Annotated in this window: 15 protein-coding genes and 1 tRNA gene; 8 read left to right on the top strand and 8 right to left on the bottom strand. The window is 38.5% G+C overall.

The annotated features are described in order from the left end of the window. Positions 1–95: 95 nt before the first annotated feature. Positions 96–329: a hypothetical protein gene (locus tag K6I41_RS12860; RefSeq protein ID WP_004793577.1), complete on the bottom strand. Its 234-nt coding sequence runs from the start codon at positions 327–329 to the stop codon at positions 96–98. 174 nt (positions 330–503) lie between these two features. Further along, positions 504–580, bottom strand: a tRNA-Met gene (locus tag K6I41_RS12865). Between the two features lie 256 nt (positions 581–836). Between K6I41_RS12865 and xseA the strand changes: the two genes are divergently transcribed. Next, positions 837–2,102 carry an exodeoxyribonuclease VII large subunit gene (xseA, locus tag K6I41_RS12870; protein WP_250374495.1) on the top strand — a complete coding sequence of 422 codons (1,266 nt, stop codon included), beginning with the start codon at positions 837–839 and terminating at the stop codon, positions 2,100–2,102. Further along, complete coding sequence (gene xseB / locus K6I41_RS12875) at positions 2,092–2,286, top strand: exodeoxyribonuclease VII small subunit (protein WP_004793582.1); 195 nt, start codon at positions 2,092–2,094, stop codon at positions 2,284–2,286. The genes xseA and xseB overlap by 11 nt, the downstream gene beginning before the upstream one ends. A gap of 198 nt (positions 2,287–2,484) precedes the next feature. Here xseB and K6I41_RS12880 read toward each other — a convergent pair whose 3' ends face one another. Both K6I41_RS12880 and K6I41_RS12885 read right to left on the bottom strand, forming a co-directional pair. After that, positions 2,485–2,703: a hypothetical protein gene (locus tag K6I41_RS12880; RefSeq protein WP_004793583.1), complete on the bottom strand. Its 219-nt coding sequence runs from the start codon at positions 2,701–2,703 to the stop codon at positions 2,485–2,487. A 48-nt stretch (positions 2,704–2,751) separates the two neighbouring features. Next, complete coding sequence (locus K6I41_RS12885; RefSeq protein WP_004793584.1) at positions 2,752–3,345, bottom strand: LysE family translocator; 594 nt, start codon at positions 3,343–3,345, stop codon at positions 2,752–2,754. A gap of 443 nt (positions 3,346–3,788) precedes the next feature. On the opposite strand from K6I41_RS12885, the gene K6I41_RS12890 reads away from it, so the two are divergent. Then, a complete protein-coding gene (locus K6I41_RS12890) occupies positions 3,789–4,118 on the top strand; it encodes a hypothetical protein (protein WP_250374496.1) in 330 nt (109 codons plus the stop codon). A gap of 472 nt (positions 4,119–4,590) precedes the next feature. Then, positions 4,591–4,947 carry a four-helix bundle copper-binding protein gene (locus K6I41_RS12895; protein WP_250374497.1) on the top strand — a complete coding sequence of 119 codons (357 nt, stop codon included), beginning with the start codon at positions 4,591–4,593 and terminating at the stop codon, positions 4,945–4,947. A 633-nt stretch (positions 4,948–5,580) separates the two neighbouring features. Here the strand turns inward: K6I41_RS12895 and K6I41_RS12900 are convergent. The 3 genes from K6I41_RS12900 to K6I41_RS12910 all read right to left on the bottom strand — a co-directional run bounded on the left by K6I41_RS12900 (position 5,581) and on the right by K6I41_RS12910 (position 8,966). Beyond that, a complete protein-coding gene (locus tag K6I41_RS12900) occupies positions 5,581–5,988 on the bottom strand; it encodes a GFA family protein (protein ID WP_250374498.1) in 408 nt (135 codons plus the stop codon). Positions 5,989–6,017: 29 nt separating this feature from the next. After that, complete coding sequence (cueR, locus tag K6I41_RS12905) at positions 6,018–6,419, bottom strand: Cu(I)-responsive transcriptional regulator (protein WP_004642046.1); 402 nt, start codon at positions 6,417–6,419, stop codon at positions 6,018–6,020. A gap of 75 nt (positions 6,420–6,494) precedes the next feature. Continuing rightward, the gene (locus K6I41_RS12910) at positions 6,495–8,966 is read right to left on the bottom strand and encodes a heavy metal translocating P-type ATPase (RefSeq protein ID WP_250374499.1); all 2,472 of its coding nucleotides are present in this window, start codon (positions 8,964–8,966) and stop codon (positions 6,495–6,497) included. A 166-nt stretch (positions 8,967–9,132) separates the two neighbouring features. Here K6I41_RS12910 and K6I41_RS12915 point away from each other — a divergent pair, with 166 nt between their 5' ends. Then, on the top strand, positions 9,133–9,333 hold the full coding sequence (locus tag K6I41_RS12915) for a heavy-metal-associated domain-containing protein (RefSeq protein WP_077162564.1): 201 nt from the start codon (positions 9,133–9,135) through the stop codon (positions 9,331–9,333). A gap of 57 nt (positions 9,334–9,390) precedes the next feature. Here the strand turns inward: K6I41_RS12915 and mobR are convergent, their stop codons facing one another. Further along, entirely contained in the window at positions 9,391–11,061 is a 1,671-nt protein-coding gene (mobR, locus tag K6I41_RS12920; protein ID WP_250374500.1) for a phenol degradation transcriptional regulator MobR, read from the bottom strand. Between the two features lie 370 nt (positions 11,062–11,431). Between mobR and K6I41_RS12930 the strand changes: the two genes are divergently transcribed. Genes K6I41_RS12930 through K6I41_RS12940 form a run of 3 tightly spaced genes read left to right on the top strand, consistent with a single transcriptional unit; the run spans position 11,432 to position 13,023 of the window. Next, on the top strand, positions 11,432–11,725 hold the full coding sequence (locus K6I41_RS12930) for a phenol hydroxylase subunit (RefSeq protein ID WP_250374502.1): 294 nt from the start codon (positions 11,432–11,434) through the stop codon (positions 11,723–11,725). A gap of 21 nt (positions 11,726–11,746) precedes the next feature. Next, positions 11,747–12,745, top strand: coding sequence for an aromatic/alkene monooxygenase hydroxylase subunit beta (locus K6I41_RS12935; protein WP_250374503.1), 999 nt, complete (start codon positions 11,747–11,749; stop codon positions 12,743–12,745). Positions 12,746–12,756: 11 nt separating this feature from the next. After that, positions 12,757–13,023 carry an MmoB/DmpM family protein gene (locus tag K6I41_RS12940; RefSeq protein WP_000049450.1) on the top strand — a complete coding sequence of 89 codons (267 nt, stop codon included), beginning with the start codon at positions 12,757–12,759 and terminating at the stop codon, positions 13,021–13,023. Positions 13,024–13,066: the final 43 nt, after the last annotated feature.

Below are 13,066 nucleotides of genomic sequence, written 5' to 3' on the forward strand. Positions count from 1 at the left end.
TTTATAACTTTAATTATTTTATATCCATAGAGATATAAAAAAACCTATCTCTTTTAAAGGAGATAGGTTTTTTAGCTTTAGAGCCAAGCATTTTATCAACAATACGTTGTTAAACGATAAAGCTGATTAAATCCAGCATAAAAGCTTTTACCATCTTGGTTTAATTCGATTTCTTCACCAGATTGAAGTTGAATTTTCTTACCAACTTCGACCCAACGATAACCATCTTGAGAGTTTTGCTTACGCACATGAGGAACGATCCTCACATTAATCTCATTGCCATTTACGGATGTGGCAATTTGCCACTCATTTACTATATTCACAATCATTCACTCATCACTGAGCTCATGTGATTTAACGGTATTTAATTAGAACGCTAGATTTAAGGTATGGACAGTCAGTCTAGAATTTAATATTTAGCTTTATATTGGGTTATTTATAAGCTAATTGCTTTTCATAATTTTCGCATTATGAAAAGTGGTACATCACAGAGCATAATATTTTGGTTGCGGGGGCCGGATTTGAACCAACGACCTTCGGGTTATGAGCCCGACGAGCTACCAGACTGCTCCACCCCGCAATTGGAAGTAAGCTTTATACGCTCATATATTTCATAAAGCAAACTTTATTTTTTAATCGGTTGTAATTATTAAGAATTATCTTTTTATTAATTTTTCATTTTAACCGTTTGGTCTAAATAACCCTATCAATTTCCAATTTTTAATTCTTTAAATTGTTGTATTTATTTTAAATAGAACCCGATATTCATAGACAGCAATTGCCTTGGTTGGATGGCTTTTATACTATCTAGGTTGGTCCTTTAATGTTTAGTTCGTATGTCTGAACCTCAGTTTTCCCTCAGTGAATATCTCGGCACAGTTCAGGAAGTCATACGTTTGGCTTTTGATGAGCCAGTCTGGGTAAAAGCAGAGATTCGAAATTTAAATATTAAAGGCGGCCATTACTATTTAGAGCTTGCAGAAAAAGATGCAGAGACTGATAAAGTCATTGCCAGTTGTAAAGCTACGATCTGGAAGTTTTCAGCCAGTAAAATTGTTTTAAAGTTTGAACGTGAAACTGGTATTGAGATTTCAAGCGATTTAAATGTGCTCATCAAAATTAGAGCGCGTTTTGATCCTCAATATGGATTTTCGGTCAATATTGAAGAGATTGATTCAAGCTTTACCTTAGGCGAAATTGCTAAACGTTATCAGCAAATTATTGAGCGACTCACACAAGAAGGGTTAATTCACAAGAACAAACTCCTCCCTACCCCTTTTGACATTCAAAATGTTTTAGTCATTGCTCCTCAAAACGCCGCGGGCCTAGGTGACTTTAAAAAAGATGCCGATGCTCTAGAGAGAAATGGTGTTTGCCATTTTGTGTATCACACCGCTACTTTTCAAGGGAACACCGCTGCAACTAGTTTGATTGAGTCTTTAGGTTCAGGTTTAAGACAATGGGCCAGCACTTTTAAATTTCCACCAGACCTTATCGTAATTATTCGCGGCGGCGGATCTGTGAATGATTTGGCTTATTTAAATGATTATGAACTTGCAGCCCTGCTCTGCAAACGCACTGTACCGATTTGGGTCGGTATTGGTCATGAAAAAGACCGTACTATTCTTGATGAAATTGCCCATCGTTCATTCGACACGCCAAGTAAAGTAATTGCTGGCATCCGTAACCACATTGTTGAACGCGTACAAGAAGCCGTCGATAGTCTGCAAACCATTAAGCTTCTTTCGCAGCATCAAATCACGACCTATCAAAGCAAGAATGATCAGCTACTTCATCAGATTAAATCTTCGGCCCAAGGTCAACTTAACTCGGCACATCGCCTACTTGACCAAATGAAAGAGCGTATTCAATTTAGTTCACAGCAACAGGTTAAATTTTCATTAGCTCAAATCGAATCATTAATGAAAGAAGTCCTTTTACAAAATCCGAAACAAGTTCAAGCCAAAGGCTATGCAATTGTTAGATCCGAAGGAAAAGCGATTCGGTCTATACATCAAATTTCAAACCCTGCCATTGCGATTGAAATGCAAGATGGTGTGATTGAAGCCAACATTACACAGGTAATTCCAAATGAACAATGAAGAGTTAACGTTTAAAGACGGCCATGACATTTTGAAAAAAAATGCCGAACTACTTGAGTCTCAAGAAAGCCCAGATATTGATAATTTAATGAAGATTGTTGAAGAATCGATTACTGCTTATAAAGCGTGTAAATCACGTATAGAAGCGGTTCAACAAGCTTTAGATGAAACATTTAAAGAATAATTTGCAATAAAAAAAGCCCATTCCTACTTCTCATTGAAGGAATGGGCTTAGTGAAAACCACTTAGTCCTGAAATGCAAAAATGTGGATTAGGTCACATTTTTGCAAAAGCATAGTCCCACAAGTATTGGGCATCTTCAATATTTTAATTGTGTCTATTACGTAGTTTGGCTTTATTTTCAGCACTTCTTAGCTAAAAGCTATTCCTCGCTGAATGCTCCAATCAATTGATAAATTTTACCGTCTTTAGGGTTTTCATAAAGCAAATCCATGTTTGGCAAAATAATATCGTCATCAATTTCAATATGTTCAACGCTTTTGTGAAGTTCAAGGGCGTGGTCATTCATAGGTCGAACTTTTGCCAAAGCAATCGTTTCTTGGTTAAACTGGTCCTTAATAATTACTTTTAATCTTTTCATAAAAATCTCCTGAAAATTAAATTTTTTAATATAAATAACGAGTTAAGTTTAAAATGAGCTAATCGCTGAATAGCCGATTGGCATAGCAAAAAAAGTTAAAATAAATGCAGCCGTACGTTGTAAATTACGTTGGTTTAACCAAGTTACTTTGTTTGAAATTAATACGGTTCCAAAAGCAATCCATAAAAAAGCAATGGGTGTAATTAATGATAAAAAAACAGCAATATGAATAAAATATACGTGAAACACTTCCCATGCTGCATGTGGAAAAATAGCAGAAGCAAAGAGTAAAGCTTTAGGATTTAAAAGTGTCGCGACAAATAAAGCCTTAGGCGTAATCAGTGGATTGTCTAATTTGATGTCGTTTGTCGATGTTGTCCAAAGTTTAAATGCAAGGTAGAGAATAAAAGTTGCACTTATTAACTTTAATACAGGTGGAAGCCACGGAATAAAATGTGAAACGGACTCAAGTAAAATACCCCATGAAGTAATTGCAATGAGATATCCCATCACTTCAGCAGGAATAAGTTTAAGAGACTGCTTTACTCCTGCCTGTATTCCAGCAGAGGCTAACAATGTATTTGTTGGGCCTGGAGTCAACAAAATGGTGACCACAAGTCCAATGAACATAAATGACACCATAGGCAACGAACTCTTTAATTATGCTAGGCGAAATATGTCAAAAAGGTGCATCTATTGTCGACAAAATGGTTGTAACAAGAAATATTAAAACTTAATTATTTATTTTTAAAACAAATAATTAACTAAAACTGACCTTAAATTCACTTACGATTTAATCAATTTTAAATATGCAAAACCGATCACACAAATACGGAATAATGAGCTATTCTTTCTTGCCTACAAGGAATGAACTTGAAAATTTATTACTCAAAAAAATAAGCTTTTTTTTAATATTTTTGAGGGTATATAACTCAGTAAATAATAGCTTTCCGCCTCACTTGAAATTTGAAAATTGAACAATATATAAACAACTAGAAATCGTAATTTTACTGAATATGATGTCTCACTCCCCATCAATTCATTGATTGTCGCTTTCATCAAATAAATCAAATGATGGAGGATGCATGATGAATGCTTATGTTCGCCCTCATCCCGATGGCTTTAAATCTTATTTAGGTAAAAATCAGAAAACCGGACTCTATGCTGTGCGGCTTGGTTGGACGGTTTATGAAACAAATGGCAATGGCTCTGTTCTATACATTGTCAAGAATGAAGATAAGATTCCATTAGATGTAGATAAGTTTAAAACTGAGCGACCCAAAATTTATGCTGCTCTTCTTAATGAAGTTCAGTTTCAACGCAAAAAACAACTGGCAATTGATCTCCAGCAATCAAATATCCCTTCTTATGACCGTAAAGCCTACAAAAAACGTCATGGTTTTATAGACTCTTAAATATATCTATTTATAGTACACATATAGAAAAAGCACCCTCGGGTGCTTTTTCTTTTAACGACCAGTTGTAATTAATACAAACATGCTCAGTATTAATGTGCTTAATGATCGTTTGCAATGGATGTGGACTTCATGCTCAGCTCCGTGAGCGTATTGATTAACGTTTTCCATTTCGTGTCCTTCAAAGTTCACATTCCTAATTTGCCTAATATTCACACAATAAGAAATTAGCCAAAAGTATTATATGCAATTAAATTTAACACAATCCTTAAATTTAAATCCTCTATCAATTTCAAAAAATACGAGCATTTAAGCTAAAAGCTGGATGTAACATTCTACTACGAGGTTAATTATGTATTAGCGATTTGTAGACCTTTCATCTCAAACAGCCATGCCTTAAAAATGATCTTCTAAAATAGAAAATATAACGATATTCCATTTTTTAATAATAGTCTTCGATAGGAGAACTCTTATGGAAATTCAACAAGAAACAAACTCGGCTTTATTTTGTAACACCTCTACCTCAGTTCAAGCCTGTATTGAATGTATGATCGCTTGTAAAACGTGCGCAGCTGCATGTTTGCAAGAGGAACATGTCCAGATGATGCGAGAGTGTATTAAGCATTGCATGACATGTGTAGAAACCTGCCAACTGTGTACATCTTTAGAGTTAAGAAATTCTGAGCTTGCTGAACAAGCCATGCAATTGTGCGCCAATGCCTGTCAACTCTGTGCAGCAGAATGTAGCAAACATGAACATGAGCACTGTCAGATCTGTGCTAAAGCATGTTTAGCTTGTGTTCAAGCTTGTTTGGCCTATCGCGCCTAAATTTTTAAACATGTAAAGCCTACGCAATCGTTAGATCGTAGGTTTATTAAAATCTAATAAATATCAGAAAATTATATGTTTTTTATTTAAGTCGAATTAATCGCCACTTTTCTATAGGCATAAAAAAAACCCGCATCTTGGGGAAGAATGCAGGCTCTTAGATCTCCCACAACGACCATGAGTCCATTATTAAACTTGAACTTTAAACCGTTAAGTAAATGTACCTATAAATAAATTAAATTGCAATACAGAATAGTCTGTATGTTTAAAAAATTTTATTATTTCTACATCTTTTTATTTGCTTAAGAACGAATGGTAAAAAATGACGTTATAAAAAACTTTATTTATAGTCTGATCATCCACTAAATAGCTTTTTACAGGCATTAAAAAAGCCCGTTTCACGGGCTTTTCTGCAACGGTGAGCAATCTAAGATTTGTGTCTATCCATCTCTTACATGCTCTTTGCTAGCTATATGTAAGGTCCTATCGTATCTTTTGCCCTGTCCCAAGTTTCCCTGTGAATCGAGGAGATATTACGATTACCTTAGGTACAGTTATAGCACATTATTTATTCATGACTAGTCTTGTTCACGTTTTTTTACAAATGAATAAAATACGGTCTAACCTTAATATTTAAGGGTTTTCTACCCCATTTTGATATTGGCGAGCACTATCACAAATTGGATACCACTTCACTTTTGAAGACACAAAAGCATGAGAAATTACAGATGTCGATATTTCTTCATTAATGAGCCCTACTCTTAAACGTACCACTGCTGGCTTATCTAAACGTTCACTCCAGATCGGTGAACCACAGGTTTTACAGAACACTCTCTTTTTATTTGGCGATGCAAAATAAGCCTGCAAAAGGTTTTCACCCTGCACAATATTTAAGTCATTTTTTTGTACTTGAGTAATGGCAGCGAAAGCAGCACCTTGGGCTTTTTGGCACTGCGTGCAGTGACAAACCATGATGGGTTCTAATTCGGCATTAATGTGCAGTTGAATCCCATTACAAAGACAAGAAGCTGTATAAGCCATGATTTTCCCTTTTTTTATTTTAATAAGATTTAGCTTACACCTACACCTTTTTCAATGTGATCTAAAATGGCACAAGAAGCTTGCTGGTTACCACAGCAATCATCGGCTGATGCCTGCAAGATATTAACCATTTCTTGTAAATGCGCAATTTTCTGTTTTAATTCGGCAATGTGTTTTACGGTTAAGGCTTTCACCTCTGCACTCTGCCGGTCGGTATTTTTCCAAAGCGAAATAAGCTCTTTCATCTGTTCAGATGAAAAACCTAACTCCCGAGCATGCTTTAAGAAGTTTAAAGTTTTAAGATCTGTTTCTGAATAAATACGATAGCCAGAAGCAGAACGCTGAGCTGCTTCAAGTAGACCGATTTCTTCATAGTAGCGAATCATTTTCGCCGAAATGCCTGAATGTTTGGATGCCTGACCGATATTCATCTCACACCTCAAATATTAAATTTGGTTTAAGACCTGCTGTCATGATCTTAAACCAAAAGTTGATTTTCAGCACCCTTACTGTACTGGCGCATGAAAACGTTTTAAGCGTAATGCATTGCCTAAAACAAAAACCGAAGAAAGTGCCATCGCGCCTGCTGCAAACATAGGTGAAAGTAACACACCAAATGCTGGATAAAGCGCACCTGCTGCAATTGGAATTAAAGCAACGTTATATACAAATGCCCAAAACAGGTTTTGACGTATGTTTCGCATGGTTGCTTTACTTAATGCAATTGCGTTCGGTACGCCTTTTAAACTACCAGACATCAACACAACATCGGCAGCTTCAATGGCAACATCTGTTCCTGTACCAATGGCTAAGCCGACATCTGCTTGCGCCAAGGCTGGTGCATCGTTAATGCCATCACCTACAAAGGCCAAACGACCATATTGTTTTTGCAGTTGGCGAACTGTGTCCACTTTGCCTTCGGGTAAAACCTCTGCCACAACTTCATCAATGTTCAGCTTTTTAGCAATCGCTTGCGCCGTATGACGGTTATCTCCTGTAATCATGGCAACCTTGAGACCTAATTGATGCAAGGCCTCAATCGCAGCATAGGTTGTTTCTTTAATTGGGTCTGCCACGGCAATAATTGCTGCAAGTTGCTGATCGATAGCAACATAAAGCGGTGTTTTACCTTCTTCACCTAACTGAGCAGCAATCGTTTGGAATGAGGTGGTGTTTAAACCAAGTTGGTGCATATAACGATCTGCGCCAATTTGTACTTTCTGGCCTGAAACTTCCGCCTCAATACCTGAACCGGTAATCGAGTTAAATGCTGTCACGGGTAATAAGTTTAAGCCTTCACTTTCTGCTGCTTGAACAATCGCAAGAGCAATTGGATGTTCAGACTTGGCTTCGACCGAAGCAACTAAAGTCAGTACTTGTTCACGTTCAAAACCTGATTGCACATTAAAGTCTGTCAGTGTCGGTTTACCCTCGGTAAGTGTGCCCGTTTTATCAACTGCAACCACTTGTGCTTCTTGTAAAAGCTGCAAAGCTTCACCTTTACGGAACAAGACACCTAACTCAGCACCACGTCCAGTACCGACCATAATAGAAGTTGGCGTTGCAAGTCCCATCGCACAAGGACACGCAATAATCAGTACCGCAACAGCATTCACTAATCCAAAAGTCAGCGCAGGCTCTGGCCCAAAAATAAACCAGACCAAGAAAGTAATTGCAGCAATTAGCATGACAGCCGGTACAAACCACATGGTGACTTTATCGACCAAACCCTGAATCGGAAGTTTAGAACCTTGGGCTTGTTCAACCATGCGAATAATTTGTGAAAGTACAGACGAGCTACCCACTGCGGTTGCACGAATGTTTAGAGTACCGTTCTGGTTGACCGTACCACCGACCACTTGATGCCCTACTATTTTTTCAACAGGAACAGGCTCACCCGTAATCATAGATTCATCAATGTAGCTATGCCCTTCAATCACTTCACCATCGACAGGCACACGTTCACCCGGGCGAATTTCTACAATAGTTCCACTGACCACTTCGGCAACAGCAACTTCCACCACTTGACCATCACGCTGAATACGAGCAGTTTTAGGTTGCATTCCCACTAAATGTTGAATGGCTTGCGAGGTTCGTCCTTTAGCTTTGGCTTCAAAATATCGCCCAAGCAAAATTAAACTGACAATAACGGCAGCCGCTTCAAAGTAAACATTAACCGTGCCTTGTGGTAAAACCTGCGGCATAAAAGTTGCCACGACTGAGAAACTGTAGGCAGCCAAGGTTCCAACAGCAACCAGCGAGTTCATATCTGGCGCCAAACGCCATAAGGCTGGAATACCTTTTTGGTAAAAACGGCGACCAGGAAAAACGAGTACTAAAGTTGTTAAAACAAATTGTAAAAGCCAGCTATTGTATTGACCAATGGTGTGCATGACCCACATGTGAAAAGCTGGAATGAGATGTGAGCCCATTTCCAAAATAAACACAGGTAAGGCCAAAACAATCGAGATGATCAAATCTTTTTTAAGCTGATCTAACTCTGAAGCTTTTTTATCGAGCTGCTCATCTTGATTTTTTTCAGAGGCTTTTGCGTCGTAACCTGCTTTTTTAACAGCGCGAATCAAATCTTCAACATTTACTGAATTATCTGCCTGAACCCAAGCCTGCTCTGTGGCTAAGTTAACTGTGGCTTCTTGAACACCGTCTACTTTTTTAAGGGCTTTTTCAACACGTGCAACACAAGATGCACAAGTCATACCCTCAATAGACAACTCTACTGGTGCGGCTTTTGGAACATCATAACCTGCTCGTTCAACTGCTTTAACCAGTGCTTCACGCTGAATCGGTTGATTTGAATAAACAACGGCTTTTTCTGTTGCCAAATTAACGTTGGCAATCTCTACATTTTCAACTTTCTTAAGTGCTTTTTCGACACGACCTACACACGAGGCACAGGTCATGCCTTCGATTGGAAGTGTTTCACTATATGCTGGCAATTTTGTGTTTTTTGAGTCCATCAAACACCTCTGCAAATTTGCAAAATTTAATATTCTGTATTGAGCATACAGATTCCCATCATGGGAAGGTCAAGCATATTTTTTTAAAAATTTGGTCTTGACCTTACAATCATGACAAGGTTTAGACTCAGTGTTATCCAAACAAACATCTCATTCTTGATGGAGTATGAACATGAAACTACTTATTGAAAATATGACTTGTGGTGGCTGCGCTCGTGGCGTGACTGCGACGATTCAAGATATCGATCCAAATGCAAAAGTAGATGTAGATTTAGCAACCAAAATCGTGACTGTTGAAAGCAGTGAAAGCGTCGATAAAATTACCGAAGCGCTTGAAGAAGATGGTTTCCCTGCTCAAGTGCAATAATCAATAAGGCCTAACGTTTAAAGTTAGGCCTTTATTTTTGAGCTTGTTGATATTGACTCAAAGCTGAAATTTTTTAATTCGATAATCCAGTGCTGCCCGAGTTAGTCCCAATAAGCGTGCCGCTTCTGACACATTATGATTTGCCTTTTTTAAAGCTGTTAAAATTAACTGCTTTTCGTGTTCTTCTAAATTAAACTCTGCCTTTAATAATTGCTCAAAGTCAGTTTCAACAGCTACAGCCTGCTCTGGGTCATGCTTGATCTGTGGAAAAATGGCATTTAACTTAATCAGTTGCTGATCGTCCGTTAATAAAACCGCCCTTTCTAATAAGTTTTCCAACTCACGAATATTTCCCGGCCATTCATATTGCTGCATAAAAACTTTGGTCTTTTCACTTACGCCCTGAATAGTTTTGCCGTACATTTTTTCAAAACGATGAAGAAAGTGTTCAACCAATAAAGGAATGTCTTCACGGCGCTCCCGCAAAGGTGGAATCTGAACTGGAAAAATATTTAAGCGATAGTACAAATCTGCCCGAAAGCGCCCTGTTTTTACAGCCTGCTCAAGGTCTTCATTGGTGGCTGTAATTACACGGACATCTAAAATACGTGTCTGTGAATCTCCTACTCGCTCAAATTCACCTTCTTGCAAAATGCGTAATAGTGCTGCTTGTGCACGAGGAGAAAGCTCAATCACTTCATCTAAAAAAATCGTACCGCCATTGGCTCGTTCAAACTTACCCAAGCGAGACTGATGTGCCCCCGTATAGGCACCCTTTTCTACCCCGAATAATTCGGACTCAATTAACTCTGGTGGAATCGCTGCACAGTTTACCGCAACAAAAGGTTGGTCTTTTCTTTGGCTATTTTCATGAACTCCTCGTGCAAAAGCTTCTTTACCAACGCCTGTTTCGCCTTGTAGCAAAATAGAAACTTTCGAACCTGCTGCTTTTGTTAGTAATGCACAGACCTGTTTATAAGAGGCTGACTTACCCACAGAACTAAATAATTGGTAATCGGCTTCACTGTCGCTATAAATTGATTTTTTTAGTTCAAAAAGTTCAGCCTGCAACGCAATCAGTTCTTTTTCCATAGGTTCGGGTGACATGAACTGAATCAGCTCATCTGCATTTTCCCACTCTTCTAAAGGCTTCCCGATAATACGGCAATGCTCATCGCCACAGGCCTTACACTCTATTTCTTGATAAATAATGGTCATGCCCGTCGCAAAACTGCTATATCCGCATGCATAACCAAGAAGCATCCAGCACGCAGGTTCATCACTTGGGCCAAAATGCTCTAAATGCACATCGGCTTCAAAAGAGTTAAGCCAATTTAAATCGGCATAAAACTGTTTTTTATCGTGGCTTAAATTGAGCTGGTTGGCCTGTACTTGCACCATTCCACGAATAGCATGCATTTGTGGACCCGCCATAAAAGCATCGTGTTCATTTAAATCGGGACGCATTTTTGTTGTAACTTCTGCATCCTTTAATCCAGCTTGATACCCTAATCGAATAAAGAAACGCTTGGTTCGCTCAAGCCCAATCATGTGTGCTAAATCTTTACGCAAATACCCCATAATGCTGGTGTGTAAAAGTAGCATGCGATATTCATCAAACCAGATTTGGCCGTGGGCAGTATCAAAGTGCAGTTTAGATAGCAAATCATGAATTTCTTGCGGATGATCTGCGTATCGTCCCGTTGTATCGTATTTTACTCGAGCCATGAGTGATCTGTTTTAATCCATTAAACACATTTGGGTGTTATCTCATCTTATAGAAGAACCAGATAAATGTCCTACTACCTTAAAGACATAACTTCATACTAAAAAAGTATTTCTAAATATCTCCCTTTAAAGCCTCAAACATTCTTAAAAGAAATTTGTACGGCCCTATTCATCAAATCATGAAGATCTCTATTTCACCATTCAAAAATATTCATGAAATGGTGAATTTCAAAAATACCTCACTTTCAAAAAAAAATCATAAATACATGTTTTTAATAACAAAAATAAAGTTGGCATAGCTTTTGTAAAGCTTATAGCGAGAGCAAGGAGCATTCATCAATTTCAAGACTATGTCTTGATGGAGTACAGCATGACGCAACCTCAAGTCGAAGTATTAACCAAATATATTCGGGTCACTGGCGACTTAAACGCAGAGTTTATCGAATTCGATTTTGCCATTCACGACCCAAGTCTATTTGTGGAACTGGTTTTGCCTAAACATGCATTTAATGATTTTTGTAAGACCAATCAAGTGGTTGAAATGACCCAAGAACAGCAAGCTTTTAATGATGCTCAGGAAGAAAAATGGCGCTATGGCACTGAAGCAACCTTAGTCGGCACACAACGTAATAGTAATAGCAACGATCACGATGATCAGATGTAAAAAATATAAGGAGATAAAGCCATGACTTTAGAGATCAAAACGTCAAATGTCGAACCTATCCGCCAAAACTACGCCTATATAGAAAGACGATTTGGTACTAAGCCAGCAACTCGATATCAAGAAGTAAGTTTTGATGTACAGGCAGAAACTAACTTTCACTATCGTCCTTTGTGGAAACCTGAAAAGACCTTAAATGATAAAACCCATACTGCCCTGCAAATGCAAGATTGGTATGCATTTAAAGATCCACGTCAATTCTATTATGGAACTTATGTTCAACACCGTGCGCGGTTACAAGACACCGCCGAAAGTAATTTTGCTTTTTTTGAAAAACGTCAGCTTGCAGAACATTTGTCTGATGAAGTCAAAGCTAAGGTCATTGAGTGCCTATTGCCATTTCGCCACGTTGAACAAACTGCAAACTTACACATGATGTCTGGCAGTGCCTATGGTTATGGCACCGTGCTTACCCAAGCTTGTATTTATGCCGCGATGGATCATTTAGGAATTGCGCAGTACATCTCACGGATTGGCTTAGCTTTAGATGGTAATAGCGGCGACTCACTACAGCAGGCAAAACAGGCTTGGATGCAGCATCCTGCATGGCAAGGCTTACGCCGTCTATGTGAAGACAGCCTCACCGAGCAAGACTATTTCAAACTTTTCTTATTACAAAATCTTGTGATTGACGGCTTTGTGACAGAGCTTGTCTATCAACAGTTTGATCAGTGGTTAGTGAGTCAAAATGCTCGCGACTTAGCCATGCTGACCGAGTTTATGAAAGACACTTTAGGTGATTTACGTAAGTGGTCAGACACCGTCATTAAAACTGCCGCAGCAGAGTCTGATCATAACAAACAACTATTAAATGAATGGTTCACTCAGTCTTTGGCTCAAGTAAAAGCAGCTTTTACACCGTGGGCAACAGCAGCCTTAACAGCAGATGCAGTTGATCAAGCAGCACAAGCCGTTATTGAACGTGCAAAAAAACTAGGTCTACAACCACTTACAAATGCTTAAGGAGAAGCAACATGTCTAAAGTCTATCTCGCATTACAAGACAACGATACTTCACGCTACATCCTCGAAGCGATTGAAGAAGATAACCCTGAAGCTTCAATTCAGTATTTACCCGCCATGATTCGCATTGAAAGTGAAACTGATTTGGTGATTAAAGCTGAAACCGTATCTGAAAAGCTAGGCCAAGATTGGGACATCCAATCGTTACAACTCAACATGATTACGCTGGGCGGCAATGTCGAAGAAGATGACGATACTTTCCGCCTTCACTGGAATTAATCACAACATAGACGTTGTTTAACAAAGATTTAAGGATGATCAA

The sequence above is a fragment of the Acinetobacter sp. AS23 genome (assembly GCF_023612055.1).
Classification (GTDB): domain Bacteria; phylum Pseudomonadota; class Gammaproteobacteria; order Pseudomonadales; family Moraxellaceae; genus Acinetobacter; species Acinetobacter oleivorans.

What these genes read in the sequence shown, in the direction of transcription:
- K6I41_RS12860 (WP_004793577.1), bottom strand. Translation starts at nt 329, where the DNA reads ATGATTGTGAATATAGTAAATGAGTGGCAAATTGCCACATCCGTAAAT.
- xseA (WP_250374495.1), top strand. Translation starts at nt 837, where the DNA reads ATGTCTGAACCTCAGTTTTCCCTCAGTGAATATCTCGGCACAGTTCAG.
- xseB (WP_004793582.1), top strand. Translation starts at nt 2,092, where the DNA reads ATGAACAATGAAGAGTTAACGTTTAAAGACGGCCATGACATTTTGAAA.
- K6I41_RS12880 (WP_004793583.1), bottom strand. Translation starts at nt 2,703, where the DNA reads ATGAAAAGATTAAAAGTAATTATTAAGGACCAGTTTAACCAAGAAACG.
- K6I41_RS12885 (WP_004793584.1), bottom strand. Translation starts at nt 3,345, where the DNA reads ATGGTGTCATTTATGTTCATTGGACTTGTGGTCACCATTTTGTTGACT.
- K6I41_RS12890 (WP_250374496.1), top strand. Translation starts at nt 3,789, where the DNA reads ATGATGAATGCTTATGTTCGCCCTCATCCCGATGGCTTTAAATCTTAT.
- K6I41_RS12895 (WP_250374497.1), top strand. Translation starts at nt 4,591, where the DNA reads ATGGAAATTCAACAAGAAACAAACTCGGCTTTATTTTGTAACACCTCT.
- K6I41_RS12900 (WP_250374498.1), bottom strand. Translation starts at nt 5,988, where the DNA reads ATGGCTTATACAGCTTCTTGTCTTTGTAATGGGATTCAACTGCACATT.
- cueR (WP_004642046.1), bottom strand. Translation starts at nt 6,419, where the DNA reads ATGAATATCGGTCAGGCATCCAAACATTCAGGCATTTCGGCGAAAATG.
- K6I41_RS12910 (WP_250374499.1), bottom strand. Translation starts at nt 8,966, where the DNA reads ATGGACTCAAAAAACACAAAATTGCCAGCATATAGTGAAACACTTCCA.
- K6I41_RS12915 (WP_077162564.1), top strand. Translation starts at nt 9,133, where the DNA reads ATGAACATGAAACTACTTATTGAAAATATGACTTGTGGTGGCTGCGCT.
- mobR (WP_250374500.1), bottom strand. Translation starts at nt 11,061, where the DNA reads ATGGCTCGAGTAAAATACGATACAACGGGACGATACGCAGATCATCCG.
- K6I41_RS12930 (WP_250374502.1), top strand. Translation starts at nt 11,432, where the DNA reads ATGACGCAACCTCAAGTCGAAGTATTAACCAAATATATTCGGGTCACT.
- K6I41_RS12935 (WP_250374503.1), top strand. Translation starts at nt 11,747, where the DNA reads ATGACTTTAGAGATCAAAACGTCAAATGTCGAACCTATCCGCCAAAAC.
- K6I41_RS12940 (WP_000049450.1), top strand. Translation starts at nt 12,757, where the DNA reads ATGTCTAAAGTCTATCTCGCATTACAAGACAACGATACTTCACGCTAC.